This window comes from Paenibacillus periandrae (assembly GCF_022458865.1).
Lineage (GTDB): Bacteria > Bacillota > Bacilli > Paenibacillales > NBRC-103111 > Paenibacillus_S > Paenibacillus_S periandrae.
Genome location: NZ_JAJNMU010000005.1, coordinates 328,691 through 346,388, shown reverse-complemented (window position 1 = coordinate 346,388; position 17,698 = coordinate 328,691). Strand labels below are relative to the sequence as shown.

Genomic DNA, 17,698 nt, shown 5'->3' with positions numbered 1-17,698 from the left:
CGGATTTGCCACACTACGGTTCGTGATGCTGAACCCCTGTCCCAACTATTAAGGGCATCCAGTCGGATGCCCTTAATTTTCGCCGTTATGACCGTTAAGCAGAACCCTATCATAAGTAACGGCGAAATTTTTCGCATTAAACGTTTGTGGGGTGCGGAAACGCGCCCCCGGCAGGGTGGAGGTCGGGCCACTTCGGGGGAAGATCGCTACGCAGGCGAACTCGTGCTGTCTGTTTGGGTGCATTGAATCTCACCTTAGTCTCACAACAGAGGAACACAACATGCTACTTACACACTTGATTTACAAGATATGGGCTGTGCTATACTCGACTAAAAGCGAGAAAGTGAGGTTGAGCCCATAATACCTAACGCTCAAACGTTCAGGAGTACGTCGATGTGGTCTCCGGGGAACTTCATTCGACAGTGGGAGGATATCCGTCCTCTAAACATCGGATGTGGAAGGCAATAAGAAGCTGCTATAGGTACGCTATAAAATTATGGAAGATGAGGTGGAAGATGTTCAAGAATACCGGACTCATCAGGTCTAACTCATCAGGAGTGCCAAATATTTCGTCTTTGGATGGTTTAAGAGGAATCGCTATATTAATGGTGATGATGGTCCATTTTTGGGCGAATGCAGGTCCGAACGGGGAAGGCTTTCCGGTTAACGTGCGTGTATTCGAAACCACTTATAATATAAGCTGGTTTTTCCAAGCTGGAGTATTAGGCGTAAGAATTTTCTTTGTACTATCGGCTTTTCTACTCTACTTGCCGTTTGCTAAAGCAATAAAAGAGGGAACACCGTTTGTTTCCTATGGTCGATTCGTTCGACGTAGATTTCTGCGGATTATCCCTGTGTTTTACTTTGTGGCAGCTGTTTATATTATTTTATTTTTCTTAATAGGACGCAGCTATTTCTCAGCGCCGATTTCGTTCGCCAATATTCTGTCCAATCTGTTCTTTCTACAGCCGCTTTTCCATTTCTTCACTACTGGAATAACGATGGATATCGTTCCCGGTACATGGACGCTGAATCCTGAAATTTATTTTTATCTATTACTCCCGTTACTAGCCCATATTACAAAGAGGACGCCTTCTTTCGTTGCGTGGATGACGATTATGATGATCTTTCCGACAATCTATCGGCATTACTTTATAGCCAGCGGAGATTTCATATGGGGATATAATATTTTATCCCAAATGGATATATTTTGTTTCGGAATTTTGTTGGCTAGAATTTTTGTGTATTTGCCTGAAAAGACGGGGCTTCACTCGTATAATCTATACTTCTTCTTATCAGGATGTTTTTTATTCTTCTGGTGCTGGTTACCTCTTCCGGCTTTAATCATGGATGCCCCGTTTCAAAGCGGGTTAGGCTGCTTCCTGGCCATATTTGGAATTCTATTGAATAAGGAACAAGGGCGATTGAGCAAAGTATTCCAAAACAAATTGCTATGCACAGTAGGGATTGTATCCTACAGTATATTTTTAATTCACGATACATTAACGTGGTATGGTTATAATTTGTTTTTAGATGAATACAGCATTACATCCCCCATGTTGAGATTCGTATTTTTAATGACCATTGGTGTTGTTTGTTCTTTTGTCATCGGATATTTGATGTACAAGTATATTGAGCTTCCATTTTTGACCAATAACCGGATATCTACCTGTTTTATGAAAAAAATTATTGTTGTTACAGCATTCGGTCTTCTATTTGTGGTAGGGTTATTTGCTGCGTCTGCGGCTACGAGAAATGGTTACAGCACTAATTTTATTACATCCAATTTAGTGACTGAAACTCGTATAATGAATAACCCAAGCTATCAAAAAGTGTGGGAGAGCTCTGACCCTAATGACTTTACCATCTTTTGTCCGCCGGGCGATTCGCCCCAGCTTACCAAGGATAAAAGTACCTTCTTAGTAACGGGGGATTCCGATTGGGTTGCTATAATCGGCAAGCTTCCGCAACCGATACAAGAACAACTTAAAAATAAACAGGTAACCATTGCAGCCAGAGTAAGCGCAAGTAGAGGGAATTTAGTTTTTGCAGGAGTGAACAATGGTTCGGTTCAGCATTTTGGCAATCCTGCCGTGAAAGGAAACAACCAATGGGTTTCAGTTTCAACTCTGCTTCAAGACGATATCGAAAGCGCACAGTTGAGACTAAATATTTTTCCGAACGGTTCAGGTACCTTTTCTGTCAAAGTCAATCATTTTGCAATTTATATTAAAAAATAGAGCCGAATTTTAGGGGGAATGGGCGATCTCTTGACATAGGGTTCCTTTTTATCCAAAACAGAAGGATTCATGCGAGATTTTGTCGAATAACATAGATCGTAATTGTATATCCGAAACTTAAAGAGGTGCAGCAATGTCGGCTAGAGCAGTAGCAGTAATCATCCTTGGGATGCACCGAAGCGGTACATCATTGTTGGCTCAAACCGTTAGATCGCTGGGCGTCTATATGGGAAATGAACATCAGATGGTTCCTCCCAGGGAGGACAATCCCGAGGGCTTTTGGGAACACGCCGAGATCGTGGCTATTCACGATGAGTTGCTGAACCGTTTGTCTTCGTCATGGGATACTACGAAGCCGCTGCCCGAGAATTGGTTGTTGACTGAGGCAGGAATGGCAAGTCGGGAGAGACTGGTTCAGATTGTCACCAGAGATTTCTTGAATTCTCCATTATGGGGATTCAAAGATCCGCGAACATGCCTGCTGCTCCCGTTGTGGCAATCCGTTTTTAAAGAGCTGAGTATAGACGCTCGGTATATTCTCAACCTGCGCAATCCTTTGAACGTAGCCGCTTCATTGTATAAGCGAGACCAATTCCTTTATGACAAGTCGTTCGCAATATGGAATTTATACGTCCTTTCCAGCTTATATTATACGAGCCATGAGCAGCGGATCGTCATCGACTACGACCAATTGTTAGAGCAACCTATCGAGGCCTGCCGGAGAATCAGCGGCTTTCTAAACGTTCCATACGGTGCTATGGATCAGGCGAGAGTCAGCGATTTACCGAAGCCAGCCCTGAGACATAACTGCTTTTCCAAACAGGATGTATGGGAAGATCGCTTCGTACCCGCTATGGTACGACAAACGTATCTCGCCGGAATGAGAGGCGAGAGGGACCCTTATGCACTGCATGAAGACGAGCTACGCGAAAGCATACGGAAAGACTACGACCAACTGGTGCAAACCGATCGGTTCTTGAGCCACGAGAAATCCTATCGAGTACGGTTTTATTGGGCTGGAGCAGACGGGCAGTTCAAGGAGGAGAAATCGACCTACGTAACCGTTAACGCGAAAGGACAGAAAAGTTGTCATACAGTCGAGATTCGCGAATCCCTGGGGTCGGTATTGCGAATCGACTTTTTTGCGAAGCCCGCATATGTCAAGTTATTCAGGCTATGTCTCATCCATGAAGGGGAGGAGGCCGATCTTCTTCGTGATCATGCCAAAGAGTACGTGAACTTTCTGGCCTTCACACGGATAGACGATGGAGAGGATTATGTCTCTGGAATCGTCACGGGCAGTACATCGCAGCTGTTGATTCGGGATTTGCCTCCACATAACGAGGGTGCGTCCGTGCTACTGGAGCTAAGTTGCTCGTTCGGAATAGAAGCTGAGGTGGTTCAAGGATTTCAGCTTCAACGACCTGTTGAAGTTGAATTGACCACCGCGCTTCGCAATGCCAGCTTGCGAATAGAACGGCTGCTGATAGCGAATAGCGAGAAAGAGAAAGCACTTGAATTGGCCGCTGCGCAGATCAAGCAGCAAATCGATACGCTGGAGCTTCTATGCGAGGACAGCAGGAGTCGCGAAGCGAAGCTCAGCGCGCTAAGTCGGGAGCTGCAAGAAGAGCAAGCCGAAGCTAGCCGACGAAACACCGAGATCGAAAAAAGAGAACAGCAGATGAAGTACGATCAAGAACTATTCATTCGGCAAAAGGATCTAGAGATCGAAAAAAGAGAACAGCAGATGAAGTACGATCAGGAACTATTCATTCGGCAAAAGGATCTAGAGATAGAAAAATACCGGCGGGAGGTCGCTTTATATTCCAAATCGTTGTCTTGGAAGATAACCCTGCCGCTTCGAATCGCGAGAGAGATTGAGCGAAGAGCCAAACGGCGACTCAAGGGTTGGGCCAAGGGGTTGCTGCAGGAATACGCGCTTCGCAGGAATCGGTATTCTCGTCAAACCGGCTTGGCAGGCAGGCTTCCTTATAAGCAAAATGCTTTGATCTTCTCCCACACAAACTATCTCGAATCCATGGGCGGTACCGAAAAGTATATTTATGAACAAGCTTCGTATTTGTCTCGAAGAAACATTGGAATTATTCAGATCTACCCAGGTCAAAGCTATTCCTTGTTGAATACAAAGGAAGACACTTATTATGGGGTGATCGTGAACGATCAATTGAGGGGTTTTTATCCGGTAAAGGAGATTACGGAGTGGCTCTCCCGCATTCATGAGCAACTTTCTGATATTTATACCCATCATCTGTTGAATTGGGAGATAAACGATTATAGGACTCTGTTGCGGAATGTGGAAGAAGCAGGCGCTCTTCCGCATACACTTTTCATGCATGATTTTTTCACAGTATGCTCCAGTTACCACATGGTCTACCAACCTAAAATGACTCCGAGCATTAAAGAAGCAAAAGAGAGACATTCCTGCATTGCCGATGTCGTTGCCGCCTCGGGGGCTAACGCGGACATCTGTCTGAGCTGCACGCACGGGATGGTGCTCGCAGATTGGCGCAATGCCATTCGACCGGTGCTTCTTCAAGCCGATCGAATTGTAGTGCCTTCTGAAATTGTCAAAGAAACCGTAATTGCCATCTATCCAGATCTCGCAGATAAAATGCTGGTCAGGGGACATCTGATCTTCAATAAGCAAACAATCGTTTACAAGCCCAGGCCCGAGCATCGAAAAATCAGACTCGCATTCCTCGGATATAAAATGGACAATAAAGGCTGGTCGTTATGGGAGCGCTTGTATAAAGATGAAGCACTTGGCCTACTTTATGAGTTTCACCATATTGGTTCGCAGAAGAAGTACGCCGATCAGGTCGCGGTACATCACTATTCTTTCCTTCGAGAAGGCAGAATGGGGGCGTCCAATCTTCTGATTGCGCAAGACATCGACCTCGTACTGCTATGGTCGATTGTCCCGGAGAGTTACTCTTATACGCTTCAGGAAGCGATTGCGGCAGGCGTCCTCGTCCTTACCTCACCTCTCAGCGGGAATATAGCTGCAACCATTGATGAACATCCGGAGTTGGGCAAAGTTTGGAGTGGCGAAGATCAACTGAGAGCATTTTTGCTCGATTCCGAGCAGGTAAGAGCCTATGTTTCAGGAAATCGGGCACGTTACACACTGGAGTACAATCATCTGCCTTCTGGCGAAAGAGAGGCTCGTTCATGATCGTTACGACATCCATATGCGCCAATTACTTGCCGAAAGCGATGGTGCTGGCGAAGTCACTGAAGGAAACCAATCCGAATACGCAATTTATCGTATGCTTGCTGGAGCGGGAAATTCATCCTGCAGCGCGAAGCTGTGAGCATTTCGACAATGTCGTTCTTGCGAAGGACCTCGGTTTCGAGCATTTCGACAAGTTTATCTTTAAGCATTCAATCGTTGAAGCCTCAACGGCGGTCAAGGGACAGCTCTTCCGATATCTGTTCCGGGACTATGCTGCAGAAGACCACTTCGTTTATCTGGATCCGGATATTAAGGTCTATGGTGAACTGACAGAGTTGGTGGAGGCAATGAACCGCCATCCGATCGTATTGACGCCGCATCTGTGCCATCCCGAGGACATTATGGACGCGGTGATGGACAATGAATTAAGCGCTCTGCAGCACGGCGTATTCAATCTTGGCTTCCTTGCGCTCTCCAGATCCGAAGAGGCTATGCGCTTTGCCGATTGGTGGGCAAGCCGACTGGCGATGTTCTGTTATGACGATATCCCGAGAGGCATCTTCACCGACCAGAAGTGGATCGATCTGGCGCCCTGCTACTTCGATGTCCATATTCTGAAGCACCCCGGTTACAACGTCGCCCCGTGGAATCTATCCAAACGAAGGCTAACAGCGGACGATGGCCCTTGGGTAAACGGTCAGCCTTTGCGTTTTTTCCACTATTCCGGTTTCGATTCAGGCGCAAACGAAGGGATGATCAACAAGTATGTACCCGATCGCAGCAATGTAGTATACGCGCTGCGCGACGAGTATGTTCGGGAGCTCAATCAGGTCGATCAGGCACGTCTAGGCCACACCAAGTGGTCGTACGATTATTATGCAAGCGGTGAGCGGATCGAACGCGACGCCCGTTTCATCTATCGGGATACGCCTGAGATCCCCTACCGGGTGGACAACCCCTTTGCGCTTAGCAATGAATACTTCGAAAGGTACATCAGCGTGGAACAGATTGCCGGTAATGTGATCAGGCAAGGGAAGAAGCTGTTGAAACGTCTAATGAACCATTAACTCGCAATCGAAACGGATATTTATGTTAGGGGAAAAATGATATGACAAGAGCAAGATGGATCTATGCGGACATTCTTGAGGTCGCGGCGATGATCGGCGTGGTACTCATCCACTTAACCGCTTCGGTCATCGACATTAGGAGCGAGGTTGGAGACATTCGCTTCTGGTGGACAGCGCATGTCATAGACGCCGCCTTCCGATGGAGCATCCCCGTATTAATCATGATCAATGGAATGCTTCTGCTTGCTCCGGGTCGAGGTGAATCGGCGTTGACATTCTATTTAAAAAGGTTCAGAAGCATTGTGCCGCTGTTCGTCCTATGGAGCATGATTTATTATGTGTGGGATATTCGCAAGGAGCCTTCATTCGATTGGGGACGATTTGCCGAAGGATTCATTAAAGGAACGCTGCATTATCATCTCGGGTACGTTTATATGATTGGTATTCTGTATTTGATTGCGCCCCTTCTTCGGGTGCTGGTGAAACGCGCCTCCTTGCGTGTTGTATTCTGCATCGGGGCTGCGGGGCTGATCTTCTCCAATCTATTTCCGCTGGCACACTGGAATTGGAATACCTGGGGCTTCGTCATTGATGTACCTAGCTTGCCAGGCTATATAGGATATTTCCTGATCGGTTTCGTATTGTCGACAGCAGCATTGAATAAGGGAATCAGCTGGCTTCTCTATGGGGCAGGGATCATGTCGTATATAGCGATCGTGGTCGGAACGAATTGGCTTTTGTCTGCACATCCTTCAGCGAAAATGTACTTTTACGAGGATACTTCTATTCCCGTCTTCTTTACGGCTGCGGCGGTCTTCGTTGTTGTGCTTCGCACAACAGCTGCGGATGCGAAAAGCCCGCGGCTTCTATCCGTGATAGGCTCCTCCGTGTTCCATATTTATTTAAGCCATGTGTTCATTATGGAGTGGCTTTACGAGCATCGTCCGTGGGACATTATCCATAGCAGCCCTCTGGAGTATGTGCCGATTGCCGCCGTCCTCATCGTGCTTGCGTCTCTCCTTATCGACCGCGTTTGGCGCGGGGGTCTGTTTGCGTTGAAGGCAAGCTTTAAGCTGGCCATTCGGTTTCGCAACGAGTGGGATTCGATTCATCCGCTGAAGGAGATCTACCAGTATCGGGAGATGCTTCGAAATATGGTGTTGAAGGATTTACGGACGCGCTACAAGGGCTCGGCGCTCGGGTTTCTGTGGACGTTTATGAACCCGCTTCTGATGTTGGGCATATACACGGCAGTGTTCTCGTTCATAATGAAGGCAGACATTCCCCATTTTCCAATGTTCATCCTCGTGGCGCTGCTGCCCTGGAATTTTTTCTCCCAGTCGATTACCGGCGGCGCCAGAAGCATGATCAATCATGCAGAGTTGATGAAGAAGGTTTATTTCCCGCGAGAGGTTATTCCGCTGTCGGTCATTGGAAGCAATCTGATCAACTACTTGCTTACGTTAGTCATTTTAATTCCGGCGCTCTGGCTTAGTGGGATTCCGCTTACGGTGACCTTGTCGGGTTTCCCGATCATATTGCTCGCGCAGACGCTGATTATATTTCCCATTGTGATGTTTGCTGCACTGGCTACGGTTTATCTTCGGGACCTGGAACATATCCTGAATGTCCTGATGATGGTTGGTTTCTATTTGACACCGGTATTATTCCCTGTATCGCTTATCCCTAGTTCATATAGATGGCTGTTCGAATACAATCCGATGACAACGATCATCGACGCTTATCGGGAGATCTTTTTGTACGGCCAATGGCCGGACTTTGGCGTTATCCTTCCTATGCTGCTAGTTCTCGTCGTCGTCAACGCGGTAGCGTTAGCTGTATTTGCGCTGTTGCAGAAACATGTGGTCGAGGAAGTATAAATGGTTTAAAGACAGGAGTGGGCGCATGAATAACGCAATCGAGCTGCATCAGGTGTCCAAAAAATTCAACAAGCAAGGCGGACAGCGAAATACGATTAAGGACATCATGATGGCACCCGCGCCTGCGGAATTGATGGATAAATGGGTGCTGCGTGACATTGAGTTGGAGCTCCCGAAGGGGGCGAGCTTGGCGCTGATCGGCAAAAACGGTTCCGGCAAGAGCACGCTGCTGAAGCTGATCAGCCGGATCTTGCATCCTACCTCCGGTAGCGTTAAAGTCGATGGTAAAGTGGCGACCCTGCTGGAACTCGGAGCGGGGTTCCATGCTGACTTTACCGGCAGAGAAAATATATATTTTAACGGTTCTGTTCTCGGGTTTACGCGCAAGGAGATTCAGGAGAAAATGGACAGCATCATCGCGTTCTCCGAGCTTGGAGAAGACATTGACCAGTTGGTGCGGAGCTACTCGACTGGCATGTATATGAGACTGGGCTTTTCCATAGCCATCCATATGACACCTGACATTTTGCTGATCGACGAGGTGCTTGCGGTTGGCGATCATGAATTTCGGAAGAAATGCATAAATGCTATCCTGCGGTTGAAGAGCGCGGGTACCACCATTCTATTTGTCAGTCATGCGGGAGAACAGGCTAAAATCATTTGTGATCAGGCGATCTGGCTTGAGGAAGGCCGTATCAAGCTGAGTGGACCAACACGTGACGTGCTTATGGCTTATGAGCAGAGCGAGGGAGCCCATGATTATCTGGCCGAGTATTACTACCGGATGGGCTGCAGGAGCCAGCAGCAGCAGGATTTCGAGCAGGCCTTGAAGTTTTTCAATCAATCGCTCGACAAGGGCTACAATGAGTTCTCTGTTAAAATCCTGCGCTCATCCGTGTATCTGGAATTAGGCATGCAAGAAGAGGCGAGCGAGGATGCCGTTCGGTGTTTGGAAATCGCGCCACCAGGTACGGATATGGATAGTGTTGTCCAGCACCTTCATTTCGTCAACAAACGCAAAGTGGAATGGGTACGATCTGCCCGGACCAAGCTCTATAACAACACTACGACGGAGCCTGCTTTTCTGATTATCGGGACGCAAAAAGGAGGTACCACCTCCCTGTACCATGACCTCGTCCAGCACCCTAACATTCAATCGGCCGCTGTGAAGGAAGTTCATTTCTTCGACGAGCAATATCAACTCGGGTTCGACTGGTACAAGAAGAACTTCCCACCTGATCTGATTGAAGGCCACATAACAGGAGAGTCGAGTCCCTATTATCTATTCCATCCTCAGACACCCGGCCGGGTGCGTGAATGGCTCCCTGAGGTTAAGCTGATCGTCGTTCTGCGCAATCCCGTCGATCGAGCCTATTCCCATTATCAAATGATGGTGAGACGAGGTCTGGAGCCGATGTCGTTTCCGGAGGCGCTGCAGGCCGAGCGTTCAAGAGTAGAAGAAGCGTATAACCGAATGATCAGGGACCCTCGCTTCTCAAGCCAGAATTGTTCGATTTTTTCTTATTTGAAGCGGGGGTTATATGTGGAGCAACTGGAGAGATGGTACCGGTATTTCCCCAAGGACCAAATTCTCGTGATGAGCAGCGAGGCATGGTTCCAGGAGCCGGCGGTGAGTTATAGGAAAGTACTGGATTTTCTTGATATGCCGCTGTGGGAACCGGGTGAGTATGTGCTGCTAAATGAAGGCGAATACGAACAGCCTATTTCGCAAGATACGATGAAATGGCTGCGTAACTACTATGCGGAACCGAACCGGCGATTGTTTGAATTGATCGGCGAAACGTACGACTGGGACTGATAAGCGTTCAGGGGAAGAATTAAGTTTGGAACGAGCGGAGGGCATTATGATAGGCAAGACTGAATGGAAAACATGAATGGCTACAAGGGAAAGGTGCTATGGTTCACAGGATTGTCAGGCTCCGGAAAATCAACATTGGCTGCCGCAACCGAAAGAGCACTGTTTCAGCGAGGTATCCGGTGTATAGTGCTGCGCAGTTCGGCAGCGATTCGTGCTTGAAGATTACATGGAGGTTTATGTGGGGTGCTCGGTTGAAGCATGCGAGCGGCGCGATCCCAAAGGGTTGTATTGCAAAGCAAGATCGGGCCTCATCAAGCATTTATTGACTCGCCGTATGAGCCTCCCTTGGATACAGAATGCGACTGTGAAACAGTGTGTCCAAGCTCTCGTGGATGGCATCCTTCGCGACTAACCCCGTAACCGTACTAAAGCTCTGACTCGATGGGGGGAAAAAGTATTGTTTTTCAGAAGCAACAAGCGTAAGAGCAACATTCATGAGATTATTATACACGCGGGAATGCATAAGACTGGCACGACAAGCATCCAAGAAACCTTATTTGCAAACGCGGAACGTTTAAAAGAACGGGAGTTTCTTTATCCGGCATGCTGGCCTTCGAATCATTCCATACCTATTTTCGGTGCTTTTACAAGCAACCAGAAATACTTCGAGAATATTGTTGAGGGACGCAGCAAAAGCGACATTAGAAAAGCAAATAAGCATTTTTTAGAACTATTTGAGCAAGAAGCGGCTGAATCCGAGCAAAGCAAAATCATCATATCCGGCGAAAACATTTCCCTGCTTTCACGTAGCGAGTTAACGAACGTTCGAACGTTTCTGAAAAAATCGATCGGCGATAAGGCTTCGATAAAGGTGTTGATTTCCGTAAGGCATCCAGTGCCTTGGCTGGTGAGTGCTACTCAGCAAAGGTTAAAAGCAGGGCAAAAGCTTCAGCAGATTCTGGATGAGAAGATGAATGAGATCATACAAAATTTGTTCCAAATCCGCATAGGGAATTTGGTTCAGGTTTTTGGTACAGATGCTGTAAAAGTATATCGATTTGAGGATTCAGTAAAGCATGAATGCGGGCCAGTCGGATACTTTTTGGAAAAACTGGGTTATGAAAAAGATGAAATAATAACGTTTAATATCGTGAAGGCCAATGAAAGCATTTCTTTAATCGCGGCGGAATTATTAGCCTTTATTAATGAAAAATGCCCCATTATTTTCAATAATCGACGAAACGAGCAAAGAACTAGAGAAGATATAAATCCGCTTTTGGCCATACGCGGTCCGAAATTCGATATTTCGCATGCCTATAAAAAAGGCTTTCTGGAACTGGCGCAGGATGACCTAAAATGGCTCAAGGAAAACTTCGGGATAGACTTCTCATACCAATTGTCACCACAGATCAGTGATCCAAAGCTTGATTTTAGCCCGGAAACCGTTGCAGATATTAATCATGCATACGATAACCTATCTGCTCCGCTACAGGAGCTGGTGACGGAGTGTTTACGGGTAAAGATAAAGGATTCAACAAATCCGTTCAATTTCGATCTATAGATGATATGCTGAACCGTATCACAATATAGTAGAAGATATATAGTTAAGATTAGAAATTTGGGCGTGGCTGATTGTACTAAGGGCAAGAATTTGGTATGTATTCACAAAAGATAAGTAGTCTCTTGAGCAATGTATCGGGCTTGATACTCTCAAAGGTTAAAATAACTTTGCATACCACCATATTCAGGCCTTCTGTAATTTATGGTAAGATGTTAGGTGTGGATTACCATTTCTATTTCAATTAGTGGAGGCGCTTACTTATGGAGCAAGAATTGCAGCAAGAGGGATACTTTGGAGAGTTCGGGGGCAGCTTTGTCCCGCCGGAATTGCAGGAAGTGTTGAGCTATTTGAGTGAGCAATTTTACAAGTTTAGAGACGACCCAGATTATAAGGAAGAGCTGCGGTATTACCTGCGCGAATACGTTGGCCGCGAAAATCCACTGACGTATGCGGAGAGACTGACCAAAGCTTGGGGAGGGCCAAAGATTTACTTAAAGCGCGAGGATCTGAATCATACCGGCGCGCATAAGATCAACAACGCTATTGGTCAGATTCTACTCGCTAAGCGGATGGGTGCCAAGCGGATTATCGCCGAGACCGGTGCGGGACAGCACGGTGTAGCTACGGCAACGGCTTGTGCCATGTTTAATATGGAATGCGTCATCTACATGGGAGCTGAAGATACGCGCCGGCAGGCGCTTAACGTGTTCCGTATGGAGCTGCTTGGCGCGACTGTCGTGCCGGTTCATAAAGGCCAAGGACGACTGAAGGACGCAGTAGATGAAGCGCTGGACGATCTAGTTCGCAATTATAAGAATACGTTTTATTTGCTGGGGTCCGCAGTTGGTCCGCATCCGTTTCCGACGATGGTCAAGCACTTTCAGGCGATTATTAGCGAGGAATCGAAGCTGCAGATTATGGAGAAAGAAGGCCGTTTGCCGGATGCGGTAGTGGCCTGCGTAGGTGGTGGCAGCAATGCGATTGGTGCATTCGCCCACTATATCGATGAGCCGACCGTTCGCTTGATCGGTGTTGAGCCCGATCAAGCGCCATCCTTAACCCAAGGTGTCCCGAGCATCATTCATGGCTTCAAGTGCTAAGTACTGTTGGATGAGGAAGGCCAGCCGAAGAAGACCTACTCGATCGCCGCGGGACTTGATTATCCGGGCATTGGGCCGGAGCATAGCCACCTGAAGGTGACGGAACGGGCTGAATATGCAACGGTCACCAATGAGGAAGTTCTGGAAGCCTTCCAGGAACTGTCCCGCACGGAGGGAATTATCCCTGCCCTGGAGAGTGCACATGCGATTGCATACGCGAAAAAGCTGGCGCCGACGATGGGTCAGGATCAAATTATTATCGTCAATCTGTCTGGCCGAGGGGATAAGGATGTCGAACAAGTGTATCAAATGCTCAAATAAAACAATGGGTGCATCATTCATTACAATGCAGTAGAAACAGATGTGTAAGACGGAAGGGCGTCCAATTAGGCGCCTTTTGACTTTTCCTTAGGCAGGCTACTAAGAGGGTGTGATTAACAAAAAAATGAAGGAACGTTCAGCCAAGAGCTTGAAAGGTTCTCTCATTATCTCTGGTTAATCAACCGTATTCCGGTTTCCCAATGTCCGCATAAAAGCCTCTATATTGTCTGTTATGAACCCAGTATTTTTAAATCCAGCTGTGGCAATCTTGCCCTTGATATCTTTAACAAACTCATTCAAGCTGGCAGTAGAGGCATTCCCGAATCTGTTTTCACCGACGATGTCCCCGATTTGTTTGGCTGATTCCTCTCTGAATTCCTGCACCCAATTCTTACGCGTCGATGCTTTCTCAGCGAAGGATCGCAAGATGCTAGCCCAGTCTTTTCCGTTCACAACAGCCTCCTGTAGCTTCTCCAGCGTTTTAGGCTCGAATTTCTGCATCATCTCGGTCAAATTTATGTAATCGTCAGGGGCCCCAATAGGTCTTTGCGATGGTGTTTCGTAATGGATTTCTTTCGTTGTAGGATCTACGGTTCTGGTTTTGGAGATGGCTCCGATTTGACGGATCGTATTCATAAATTCCACCGCTTTGTCATCTTTCATATAGTTGTCTGCCATATACTTAGCTTGAGCGAGTCCCAATTCTAATAAGGCGGATCTTTCCTCTTCTCCGGTCACGTTTGTAATGAAATTGGATTGAATGATGCCGTAAACAGCTTCCTTCACCTCCGAGGGTTGATCACTAAGAAGGCGATTCAGTGAATCATTGATTTGAACGGTTCCAAAATATATAGCGGAATGATTCACGATATCGGATGCCGCCAATTGTCTGGCAGCAGGGCTGATTTCCACAGTATCGGTGTCATGCGACAGTTCAGGTATCGTGCCTGTGACCAAGACCGGTTTATCGGTATGTTGTTTTGAATTTATGTATACATTTAAATCATTCTGAGTCGAGCTGTAAATCTTCATAGTTAATTCACCTTTATCCCATTTATTTATATTTTCCTCTTCTATCCATAATATCGAAATATTGTTCCATATTTTTAATAGTAATGAACAAAAAGCAACGGGCAGTTTATCCCACAACGGGAAGCGCACCAAGCACACTTGCCATTTGTTTGATATCAAACTATAATGTGGTTATGGAAAATAGAGATGCTATTTCATTAATCTCCAAAATTAGAGAAAAAGTTAATCGATTTATTGTAGATGAGATGGTGAAGAATGGGGTAGACGGTATTGGCACATCGCATGGTGATATTTTCTATGCGCTATTTAAGAACCCCAGACTCACGATGGCGGACATTTCTAAAAGGATTAATAAGGATAAATCTACAGTCACAGCACTTGTTGACAAGCTGGTCCGGCTTGGATATGTGACAAAGGAAAGGGATAGAGAGGACACGAGGGTTGTTTACGTTGCCTTAACCCATAAGGGAAATGAGCTGAAACCAGTCTTTGAATCCATATCGAAAGATATGCTAGACGTGTTTTACTTCAACATCACTGAAAAAGAAAAAGAAGATCTGCTTACCATTTTACAAAAGATTTATGGCAACTTTTAAATTTTTTTCGATATATAGTTTGATATCAAATTAAATGAGGAGGAGGAAAAGTGATGAGGGATTTTACGAAAGAATTACCTGATCATACGGAGAAATACATCGGGGACAACGATTTGTTTTTAGAAATATTCGAGGGGGATAACCTTCAGCAAGCAACTAAACAAAGGCCCCCGTTACTTTTTGTACACGGCGCCTTCACAGGAAGCTGGATGTGGAGCAAATATATCCCTCACTTTATCAGTGAAGGGTGGAAGTGCTATGGCATGAACTTGAGAAGTCATTACAAAAGCAGGCTGCTGGATATGACTAGGATAACATTCGACGATTATTTGGAGGATATACAAGAGGTTATCGCAGAGTGTGGGATTCCGCCGATTCTTATCGGATTTAGCATGGGGGGAATCTTGGGCCAGAAGTTGGCTGAAACCGTCGAAATTGCCGGGTTGGTATTGATCGATTCAGTCATAAGCAGAGAAGTTTTTGAAGTAGTACCGTACAAACAATTAGACCAGTTATCACCTGGTATCCTATTGCCTGCTCCAGTCCGTGAAGAGTATTCAAGCATAGATGAAACGGCAGAAGACATTGAATTTCAAAGAAAGTATCTGACCATGGAGTCATCGAAGGCATTTAACGCTTTTGTTTTTTCAAACGAAGCAAAGGGCATATCTATAGACAGCAGTTCGATTTCTTGTCCGTGCTTGGTTGTCAAAGCAGTAAACGGTGAGGATGATGATCGTCGGGGTAGAGTGACAGCGGAGCACCTCCGTGCTGAGTATAAAGGGCTTGTGAACACAACTCATACCGGCGTACTCGTAGGGCAGAAATACAGGGAAGCGGTAGATACCATCACGGATTGGTTACAAAGATTGTAAATTGAACGCCAAGCCAAGAATCGCATATCGTAGAGTAAATCCGATTTATTTTTTAACTCGGCTATGGTCAGTATGGGTAGCTCTTCGTCGAAGTGTTGATTTTCAGCCAGGACAAAAGGTTTTGGTTCGTGGTGCGACTGGAAACTCCGACAGATGGAGCTGGGATTAGTGAGTACTGAGCGTACGAAGGACATCGAAGCTTGGATGGACGGTAAAAATGCGTTTGTTCAAGAGCTGTAATGAAAAGCGCTGTATGGGAATACGATAGCAAAAAGGTGTGATGTCTTAAAATAGTCAATTTTAATATTTTAATATATAAATAATAGTGGTACACTATGAGTAGGTTATATTTGATCCAGAAAGATATGTCATTAGGTCGCGACCATGCTTGTTGCGCCTACATTTTTTCTGCAAATCTTAGGGTATAAGGACGGTAAAAATGAGTAACAGACAAACTAAAACAGACGTTATCTTAATTGGTGCTGGAATCATGAGTGCTACTTTGGGGTCACTGCTGAAAGAATTAGTACCGGACTGGGAAATTACAGTGTTAGAGAGGCGTGAAAACGCAGGAGAGGAAAGCTCTAACGAATGGAATAATGCGGGAACAGGGCATTCTTCACTGTGCGAGCTTAACTACACCGTCGAGAAACCGGACGGATCTATAGATATTAGCAAAGCTATTAAAGTTAATGAAGAGTATCAGGTTTCAAAGCAGTTTTGGTCTTATCTGGTTAGCAGCAAGCTGATACGCAATCCGCGGGATTTTATCGTGCCAGTGCCTCATATGAGCTTTGTACAAGGAGAACAAGACGTAACGTTTTTAAAAAATCGTTTCGAAGCGCTGTCTGACAATCCTCTGTTTCAAGGGATGGAATTTTCCGATGACCCGGCGAAACTGATGGAATGGATTCCTCTGATGATGAAGGACCGGACATCCGATAAACCTATAGCGGCTACAAGAATTGAATCTGGCACGGATGTTAACTTTGGCGCTTTAACGCGTACATTGTTTAAGCACTTGAAAAGTAAAAACGTCGAACTAAAATTCAAACATAATGTTGATGATATTACACGTACTAGCGATGGCTTGTGGGAATTGAAAGTGCGGAATGTCGATAACGGTACCGTCGAAAGCCATACGGCCAAATTCGTCTTTATCGGCGGCGGCGGCGGGAGCCTGCATTTGCTGCAAAAATCCGGAATTCCAGAAGGAAAAGGTATTGGTGGATTTCCGGTAAGCGGACTATTTATGGTCTGTAAGAAACCCGATGTAGTTGCCAAGCATCGTGCAAAAGTATACGGTAAAGCTGCCATTGGTGCTCCGCCAATGTCTGTTCCGCATCTGGACACAAGATTTATCGATAAGAAAGAATCGTTGTTCTTCGGACCGTTTGCCGGCTTCTCACCAAAGTTTTTAAAATTCGGTTCCATGTTTGATTTGTTAACTTCCGTAAAACCGCATAATCTCGTAACGATGATGGCGGCAGGTGTCAAAAACGTTCCATTAACAACATACCTGATCAAGGAAGTTATGTTATCGAAAGAAAAGCGCATGGAAGCTTTACGTGAATTTGTCCCGAACGCCAAGAGCGAGGATTGGGAGTTACTGGTAGCAGGTCAGCGTGTGCAAATCATTAAAGATACAGCTGCCGGCAAAGGAACGCTTCAATTTGGTACGGAAGTTATTAATGCCGCTGATGGCTCGATAGCTGCCTTGCTCGGAGCTTCTCCGGGTGCTTCTACCGCGGTTTCCGTCATGCTGGAAATCATCAATAAATGCTTCCCGCAGCATATCAAAGCGTGGGAGCCGAAAATCAAAGAAATGATTCCTTCTTATGGCGTGTCACTGTTGAAAAACCCAGAGCTTATCGACGAAATTCATACTTCAACCGCACAGACGCTTGGCTTGACGGATAAAAAACAAGCAAATTCGAATAAGCAAAAAAACCGTATATTAAAAGAAGCATAAATTAAGCGTAAGTTGCCGAGTAAGCAACTTACGCTTTTT

General features: G+C 46.0%; 10 protein-coding genes and 3 pseudogenes. 12 read left to right on the top strand and 1 reads right to left on the bottom strand.

The window, feature by feature from the left end:
• The first annotated feature begins 515 nt into the window (after window positions 1–515).
• From LRL21_RS10590 to trpB, 9 genes and pseudogenes are all read left to right on the top strand, one after another.
• Window positions 516–2,240 (top strand): acyltransferase family protein, encoded by a 1,725-nt coding sequence (locus LRL21_RS10590; protein WP_240415743.1) that lies wholly within the window; start codon window positions 516–518, stop codon window positions 2,238–2,240.
• Window positions 2,241–2,373: 133 nt separating this feature from the next.
• On the top strand, window positions 2,374–5,436 hold the full coding sequence (locus tag LRL21_RS10585) for a sulfotransferase (protein ID WP_240415742.1): 3,063 nt from the start codon (window positions 2,374–2,376) through the stop codon (window positions 5,434–5,436).
• Window positions 5,433–6,503: a glycosyltransferase gene (locus LRL21_RS10580; RefSeq protein WP_240415741.1), complete on the top strand. Its 1,071-nt coding sequence runs from the start codon at window positions 5,433–5,435 to the stop codon at window positions 6,501–6,503. Before LRL21_RS10585 ends, LRL21_RS10580 begins: the two co-directional genes overlap by 4 nt.
• Before the next feature lie 41 nt (window positions 6,504–6,544).
• Entirely contained in the window at window positions 6,545–8,383 is a 1,839-nt protein-coding gene (locus LRL21_RS10575) for an acyltransferase family protein (protein ID WP_240415740.1), read from the top strand.
• A gap of 25 nt (window positions 8,384–8,408) precedes the next feature.
• Window positions 8,409–10,202: a sulfotransferase domain-containing protein gene (locus tag LRL21_RS10570; protein ID WP_240415739.1), complete on the top strand. Its 1,794-nt coding sequence runs from the start codon at window positions 8,409–8,411 to the stop codon at window positions 10,200–10,202.
• A 63-nt stretch (window positions 10,203–10,265) separates the two neighbouring features.
• Window positions 10,266–10,370, top strand: a pseudogene (locus LRL21_RS46775) (adenylyl-sulfate kinase); the annotation flags it as partial.
• 37 nt (window positions 10,371–10,407) lie between these two features.
• A pseudogene (locus tag LRL21_RS46770) lies at window positions 10,408–10,518 on the top strand (adenylyl-sulfate kinase); the annotation flags it as partial.
• 141 nt (window positions 10,519–10,659) lie between these two features.
• On the top strand, window positions 10,660–11,763 hold the full coding sequence (locus tag LRL21_RS10560; RefSeq protein WP_240415738.1) for a hypothetical protein: 1,104 nt from the start codon (window positions 10,660–10,662) through the stop codon (window positions 11,761–11,763).
• Window positions 11,764–12,023: 260 nt separating this feature from the next.
• Window positions 12,024–13,184 (top strand): annotated as a pseudogene (trpB, locus tag LRL21_RS10555) (tryptophan synthase subunit beta).
• A 174-nt stretch (window positions 13,185–13,358) separates the two neighbouring features.
• On the opposite strand, the gene LRL21_RS10550 reads toward trpB, so the two are convergent.
• A complete protein-coding gene (locus tag LRL21_RS10550) occupies window positions 13,359–14,216 on the bottom strand; it encodes a hypothetical protein (protein ID WP_240415737.1) in 858 nt (285 codons plus the stop codon).
• Between the two features lie 83 nt (window positions 14,217–14,299).
• Here LRL21_RS10550 and LRL21_RS10545 point away from each other — a divergent pair, with 83 nt between their 5' ends.
• The 3 genes from LRL21_RS10545 to LRL21_RS10535 all read left to right on the top strand — a co-directional run bounded on the left by LRL21_RS10545 (window position 14,300) and on the right by LRL21_RS10535 (window position 17,659).
• On the top strand, window positions 14,300–14,812 hold the full coding sequence (locus tag LRL21_RS10545) for a MarR family winged helix-turn-helix transcriptional regulator (RefSeq protein ID WP_240415736.1): 513 nt from the start codon (window positions 14,300–14,302) through the stop codon (window positions 14,810–14,812).
• A 53-nt stretch (window positions 14,813–14,865) separates the two neighbouring features.
• Window positions 14,866–15,687, top strand: coding sequence for an alpha/beta hydrolase family protein (locus LRL21_RS10540; protein WP_240415735.1), 822 nt, complete (start codon window positions 14,866–14,868; stop codon window positions 15,685–15,687).
• A 439-nt stretch (window positions 15,688–16,126) separates the two neighbouring features.
• A complete protein-coding gene (locus tag LRL21_RS10535) occupies window positions 16,127–17,659 on the top strand; it encodes a malate:quinone oxidoreductase (protein ID WP_240415734.1) in 1,533 nt (510 codons plus the stop codon).
• Window positions 17,660–17,698 lie beyond the last annotated feature (39 nt).

Excerpts from the sequence above, each read along its gene's own strand:
- LRL21_RS10590 (WP_240415743.1), top strand. The coding sequence starts at position 516 with ATGTTCAAGAATACCGGACTCATCAGGTCTAACTCATCAGGAGTGCCA.
- LRL21_RS10585 (WP_240415742.1), top strand. The coding sequence starts at position 2,374 with ATGTCGGCTAGAGCAGTAGCAGTAATCATCCTTGGGATGCACCGAAGC.
- LRL21_RS10580 (WP_240415741.1), top strand. The coding sequence starts at position 5,433 with ATGATCGTTACGACATCCATATGCGCCAATTACTTGCCGAAAGCGATG.
- LRL21_RS10575 (WP_240415740.1), top strand. The coding sequence starts at position 6,545 with ATGACAAGAGCAAGATGGATCTATGCGGACATTCTTGAGGTCGCGGCG.
- LRL21_RS10570 (WP_240415739.1), top strand. The coding sequence starts at position 8,409 with ATGAATAACGCAATCGAGCTGCATCAGGTGTCCAAAAAATTCAACAAG.
- LRL21_RS10550 (WP_240415737.1), bottom strand. The coding sequence starts at position 14,216 with ATGAAGATTTACAGCTCGACTCAGAATGATTTAAATGTATACATAAAT.
- LRL21_RS10545 (WP_240415736.1), top strand. The coding sequence starts at position 14,300 with ATGAACAAAAAGCAACGGGCAGTTTATCCCACAACGGGAAGCGCACCA.
- LRL21_RS10540 (WP_240415735.1), top strand. The coding sequence starts at position 14,866 with ATGAGGGATTTTACGAAAGAATTACCTGATCATACGGAGAAATACATC.
- LRL21_RS10535 (WP_240415734.1), top strand. The coding sequence starts at position 16,127 with ATGAGTAACAGACAAACTAAAACAGACGTTATCTTAATTGGTGCTGGA.